This is a genomic window from Sphingomonas sp. LH128, from assembly GCF_000293195.2.
Lineage (GTDB): Bacteria > Pseudomonadota > Alphaproteobacteria > Sphingomonadales > Sphingomonadaceae > Novosphingobium > Novosphingobium resinovorum_A.
Genome location: NZ_ALVC01000319.1, coordinates 1 through 5,906, shown reverse-complemented (window position 1 = coordinate 5,906; position 5,906 = coordinate 1). Strand labels below are relative to the sequence as shown.

Below are 5,906 nucleotides of genomic sequence, written 5' to 3'. Positions count from 1 at the left end.
ACGGCCAACTATCGTCAGGGCATCCGAACGAGAGTTGGGCTTTTCACGGCCAGCGGTCCCAGCTTTCGCTGGGATGACGGGGTTTGTTTGAGGCGTTGATGCGTACCGGCGAGGGAATCAATCCCCCGCCACGGTCATCCCGTCCACGCGCAGCGTCGGCACGTTGATCGCGCGGTGCCATTCGAGGTCGTTCGCCGCCGTCAGCTGCGCGAACATGCGCAGCAGGTTGCCCGCCACGGTGAACTCCGCCACCGGCCCGGCCAACTCGCCATCGACGATGCGGAAGCCCGCGGCGCCGCGGCTGTAGTCGCCGGTGACGCCGTTGACGCCCTGGCCGATCAATTCGGTCACGTAGACCCCGTCCTTCACGTCCGCCATCAGTTCTTTGGGCGACAGCGTCCCCGCCGCGAGGTGGACGTTGCCGGTCGATACGCCCGGCGCGCCGCCGCCGTTGCGCGCGGCGTGGCCGGTCGGCGCAAGGTTCAACTGCCGCGCCGAGGCCGAATCGAGCAGCCAGCCGGTCAGGCGCCCGTCCTCGACCACATTGCGCGCCGAGGTGGCGAGGCCCTCGCCATCGAACGGGCGCGAGCGCAGGCCGCGCGGGGTGTGCGGATCGTCGGCGATCAGGATGCCGGGGGCGAAGATCTGTTCGCCCAGCTTTTCCAGCAGGAAGCTGGAGCGGCGCGTGATGGCGCTGCCGGTGATCGCGCCGAGCAGGTGGCCGACCAGCGAACTGGACACGCGCGGGTCGAAGATCACCGGCATGGCGCCGCTCTTGAGCTTGCCGGAGCCGAGCTTGGCGACGGTGCGCTCCCCGGCAAGGCGGCCGATTTCGGCGGGGGAGGGCAGGTCTGCATGGTGGTGCGTGCTGCGCCAGGCGTTGTCGCGCTGCTTGTCCGAGCCGTCGCCGCCGACGACCGAAGCGCTCAGCGAATGGCTGGTCGAGCCGTAGGCGCCGGAAAAGCCGTGGCTGGTGGCGAGCGCGAAGACGCCGTGCCCGAAGCTGGCGGTGCCGCCGTCGGAATTGGTGATGCCGGATACCGCGCGTGCAGCGTCCTCGGCCTCCAGCGCGGCTTCGCGCAGGGCCTCGGGGCTGGGCTCGTGCGCGTCGATCAGGTCGAGGTCGGGCCAGGGGCCGCGCGTCAGCACGTCCTCGGGGGCGAGGCCGGCATAAGCGTCCTCGGGCGCGGCGCGGGCCATGTCGATGGCGCGGGCGGCCAGTTCGTCGAGCGCGGCAGGGGAGAGGTCGGACGAGCCGATGCTGGCCGAGCGCTTGCCCACGAAGACGCGCAGCGCGATGTGCTCGCTTTCGGAGCGTTCGACGTCCTCCAGCTTGCCGAGGCGGACCTGGATGCCTTCGGAGGAACTGGCGCCATAGACCGCGTCGGCGGTCTCGGCCCCGGCGCGGCGGGCGCGCTCCACGAGGTCAAGCGCGCGGTCCCTTGCCTGATCCGGACTGAGCATGACCTGTAAAACTCCCGATAAAAAGCCGAACTTGCGGCCTTGCCCTAGTCGCGGTGCAGGCGAAGGGCAAACGGGAGTTGCGATCAGGCGAAGAGGAGGGCCAGTCCCTTGAACAGTGCGGTGAGGGCGAAAGGCAGGCCGATCGCCAGAAGCCACAGCGCCAGCCGGTCACGCCGGTAATAAGGCGCGAGGGCCGGGTCGTGCGCCTGTTCGTCGGTCAGCCCGTTCCAGCGCGCTTCGAAGCGGCGGCACGCCGGGATGATCGCGACAACGAGGATCACCAGCGCGAAGTACGGCAACAGCGAGCCGCCATGCGCCTTGAGCGCGCCGATGGTAACGAAGATCTGCAGCGCCGTGTAGACCAGCAGCGCATAAGCGATGTGGTCGCTCATCTTGCGGCGCCAGTCGCTGACCTGAGCGCCTGCAATTGGCGAATCCGTCACCGGTCCGCCGTATGATCCCGAGTGCGACTGCTCGGGGTGGGAACTGGAACCTCGCACCGGCTGGTGCGCTGCATGGTCCGTCATCCTGTCCATAAGGGCGATTCTCCTCGACCTCTTGATGCTGAGTACATCACCGAAAGGCGTTCATGACAAGTTCAGTTCCAGATTCCGCAAGTGCGAAGGGCTCCGCAGTCCGATTTCCCCCGAGTCATGCACGAATCCTGCCAGTCGCGTCGCCTAAGCGGAAATGCCGTCTTGCGGGGGCGTGCCTGCCTGCGGTAAGTGCCCGGCGATGACGGCAGAATTTCAGCAGGATCACGGCCCCGCAGCCACCGACTCCGCACTTCTGGCGGAGCGTGGCGGGCTGGAGGTCATCTCGATCGCCAAGAGCTACGACAAGCGCGCGGTGCTCACCGACATTTCGCTTTCGGTCGCGAAGGGCGAAGTGCTGGGCCTGCTCGGGCCGAACGGCGCGGGTAAGACGACGTGCTTCTACTCGATCATGGGGCTGGTCCGGCCCGACTCCGGGCGTATCCTGATGGACGGGGTCGATGTGACCCGCCTGCCGATGTACCGCCGTGCGATCCTGGGTCTGGGCTATCTGCCGCAGGAAACCTCGATCTTCCGGGGCATGACGGTGGAGCAGAACATCAGCGCGGTGCTCGAACTGAACGAGCCCGACCGCGATGTGCGGCAGGCCGAGCTTGACCGCCTGCTCGTCGAATTCGGCCTGACCCGCCTGCGCACCAGCCCGGCGATGGCGCTCTCGGGCGGTGAACGCCGCCGCTGCGAAATTGCGCGCGCGCTGGCCGCCAAGCCCTCGATCATGCTGCTGGACGAGCCGTTCGCGGGCATCGACCCGCTGTCGATCTCGGACATCCGCGACCTCGTGCGCGATCTCAAGACGCGCGGCATCGGCGTGCTGATCACCGACCACAACGTGCGCGAGACCCTCGACATCGTCGACCGCGCCTGCATCATCTACGGCGGCCAGGTGCTCTTCGCCGGCAGCCCGGAAGCGCTGGTGGCGGACGAGAACGTGCGGCGCCTTTATCTGGGCGAAGGCTTCACGTTGTGATTCTTCGGCGTGCCGGGGCCAATCGTGGTGCAGGTGCTTCGACAAGCTCAGCACGAGCGGGGGTGGGGGTGGATTTCCTTTTCCCGCCCATCCTGAGCTTGCCGAAGGATCACAGCACGGACCTCTGATCGATGGCGCTGGGGCCGCGCCTCGATCTCAGGCAGAGCCAGTCGCTGGTCATGACGCCGCAGCTTCAGCAGGCGATCAAGCTGCTGGCGCTGTCCAACCTCGAGATCGAGACTTTCATCGGAGAGGCGCTCGACGCCAACCCGCTTCTTGACGTGGGCGCCCAGGGGCCTGCCGCCGAGACCGTGGAGGCACCCGCCGAGGCGCGTGTCACGGCGCTGGAGACGTCCGGCGTGGATCGCCTGATCGGCGAGGGCCGCGCTGCCGACGATCGCCCGCTCGACATCGATACCGGCGCTCTCGACCGTGATCGCGACACCGGCGACGGCGCCGTCCGCGACGAGACATGGGGCGCGGACCTGCGGCTCAGCGGAGCATCGGGCGGCGAGGAAGGCCCCGGCATCGACGAACGCGCGGCCCTCGGCGGCACGCTGGCCGAACACCTCGAAGCGCAAGTCGGCGCGGTCGCGCGCGATCCCTTCACCGAGGGCGTCGCGCGCTACATCATCGGCCAGCTCGACGAGGCGGGCTACCTGCCGGTGAGCCTGTCCGAACTTGCGGGCGACCTCGGCGTCGATCCCGGCGAGATGGAGGAAGGGCTGGCGCTGGTCCAGGCGCTCGACCCCACCGGCGTCGGTGCGCGCAGCCTGTCCGAATGCATTGCCCTGCAGGCGCGCGAGGCGGATCGCTACGACCCGCTCATGGCCAAGATGATCGACAATCTCGACCTTCTGGCCAAGGGCGAATTGCCCCGCCTCAAGCGCATCTGCGGAGTCGACGACGAGGATTTCGCCGACATGCTCGCCGAACTGCGCAGCTACGACCCCAAGCCAGGCCTGCGCTTCGGCGGCGAGCCGAGCGGCGCGGTGACGCCCGATATTCTGGTGACGGCGCGCAGCGACGGCGGCTGGGACATCGCGCTCAACCAGGCGACGCTGCCGCGGCTGATCGTCAATCGCGGCTACTACGTGGAAATGAAAGGCGAGTGCGACGACAAGGCGTCGCGCGCGTGGCTGTCGGACAAGCTGGCGGATGCGAACTGGCTGATCAAGGCGCTCGACCAGCGGCAGAAGACCATCCTCAAGGTTGCGGCCGAACTTGTGAAGCAGCAGGACGGCTTCTTCCGCAAGGGTGTCGCGCACCTCCGACCGCTGACCCTGCGCGCGGTGGCGGAAGCGATCGGCATGCACGAATCGACCGTCAGCCGCGTGACCTCGAACAAGTTCCTCAATTGCCCGCGTGGGACTTACGAGCTGAAGTACTTCTTCAGTTCGGGCGTCGCCTCGGCGGACGGCGAGGGCGGGGCCTCGGCCGAGGCGGTCAAGGCGGCGATCCGCCAACTCATCGATGCCGAGGATGCGAAGGCGATCCTGTCCGACGACGCGCTGGTGGACCTGCTGAAGGGCAAGGGCTTCGAACTCGCCCGGCGTACCGTCGCCAAGTACCGCGAGGCGATCGGGCTCGGCAGTTCGGTGCAGCGTCGCCGCCAGAAGGCACTCGCAGGCGCGCGTTGATTTCGCGCGCTATTGCAATGCAGCGCATGCTAACCACTCTGATCATGTGGGCGCCCTGTTAAATACTTGGCATGTTTAGTAAAAAGTAATTTGCAAGAATTATGACTGTGTTATCTTCTCGCTGACCGGTGCCGTACCTGCGGTGAACGGCAGGATACGGGCCGCTGTTGAGGAGAAGCCCATGTCTTATGTCGACGGGAATTCCGGAAGTACACGCAAGGCCCTGACTGGTGGTGCCGTCGTCCTGATCCAGGGCGGTCTGGCACTGGCGCTGATCAACGGTTTCGCGGTGACCTTCTTCGAGAAGGAGAAGCCGCCGCACCTTGCCAGCGAGTTCTTCCCCACCAAGCCTGTCACCCCGGACCTGCCGCCACCTCCGACCGCAGAGCCGGACCAGAAGCTGGTGCGCGACACGCCGATCAGCGCGCCGCTGCCGCGCTTGGACATCACGCCCAAGGCTGCGATCACCGGCGTCACCGTCGATCCGATGCCGGTAAGCGGCGCCACCGAGTTCAGCAGCGACTTCGTGCTGCCCTCCACCGCGCCGAGCGAACCGGCGGCCCGTTTCACGCCCAAGGTCGCCCGGCCGCGTGGAAATGTCGCGGGCTGGGTCACCACTGCCGACTACCCGACCGCCGACATTCGCGCAGGGAATACCGGGACGGTGCGCTTCCGCCTCGCCATCGATGCCGATGGCCGCGTGTCGGGCTGTACGGTCACGCAGTCGAGCGGCTTTCCCGGCCTCGATGCGGCGACCTGCCGCAACGTGACCCGGCGCGCCCGCTTCGATGCGGCGAGCGATGCCACCGGCGGCAGGGCTGCAGGGACTTACGACGGGACCATCCGCTGGGTGATCCCGAACGACTGAAGCGCCCTTGGCGGCCTTCGGGTCGCCCGGCCGGGGTGTGGCTCGTTCCGCCAACCAGAGCCCGCTCCGGCCGTCAATTATGGCGGGAACTTGTGGGGCGGACGCGGGTTTAGTGATTGTGTCCCCGGTCAAGGGCGGTCTTCAGGGGCCGCCCTTCCATTTTTTGGGGCCGCTTATCCTCCCTGTCGCGCAGCGATGGGGAGGTGGCAGCCCGCAGGGCTGACGGAGGGGTTCCTCCCCCTCCACCACTCGCTACGCGAGCGGTCCCCCTCCCCATTGCTTCGCAACAGGGAGGATACACAAGATGTGCAACGGGGCGCTTACGGCTCGCCCGCTTTCCTACAGACCGCCCGCTCCGATAGATTACTCCCACGTCCCGCCCGAACCTCCACGGCCGCACAAGGTTACACCGC

5 protein-coding genes are annotated in these 5,906 nt (G+C 67.4%); 3 read left to right on the top strand and 2 right to left on the bottom strand.

Going from position 1 to position 5,906, the window contains the following annotated elements:
* Positions 1 to 117: 117 nt before the first annotated feature.
* Both LH128_RS23005 and LH128_RS23000 read right to left on the bottom strand, forming a co-directional pair.
* Positions 118 to 1,464, bottom strand: a complete 1,347-nt coding sequence (locus LH128_RS23005; RefSeq protein ID WP_008832090.1) for a TldD/PmbA family protein — start codon at positions 1,462 to 1,464, stop codon at positions 118 to 120.
* A gap of 83 nt (positions 1,465 to 1,547) precedes the next feature.
* Positions 1,548 to 1,991 carry a hypothetical protein gene (locus LH128_RS23000; protein WP_327195244.1) on the bottom strand — a complete coding sequence of 148 codons (444 nt, stop codon included), beginning with the start codon at positions 1,989 to 1,991 and terminating at the stop codon, positions 1,548 to 1,550.
* A 208-nt stretch (positions 1,992 to 2,199) separates the two neighbouring features.
* Between LH128_RS23000 and lptB the strand changes: the two genes are divergently transcribed.
* The 3 genes from lptB (at position 2,200) to LH128_RS22985 (ending at position 5,493) form a co-directional block, all read left to right on the top strand.
* Positions 2,200 to 2,985, top strand: coding sequence for an LPS export ABC transporter ATP-binding protein (lptB, locus tag LH128_RS22995; RefSeq protein WP_008832088.1), 786 nt, complete (start codon positions 2,200 to 2,202; stop codon positions 2,983 to 2,985).
* 131 nt (positions 2,986 to 3,116) lie between these two features.
* Entirely contained in the window at positions 3,117 to 4,625 is a 1,509-nt protein-coding gene (rpoN, locus tag LH128_RS22990) for an RNA polymerase factor sigma-54 (protein WP_008832087.1), read from the top strand.
* Positions 4,626 to 4,806: 181 nt separating this feature from the next.
* Positions 4,807 to 5,493 (top strand): energy transducer TonB, encoded by a 687-nt coding sequence (locus LH128_RS22985; protein WP_008832086.1) that lies wholly within the window; start codon positions 4,807 to 4,809, stop codon positions 5,491 to 5,493.
* The last annotated feature ends 413 nt before the right edge of the window (positions 5,494 to 5,906 follow it).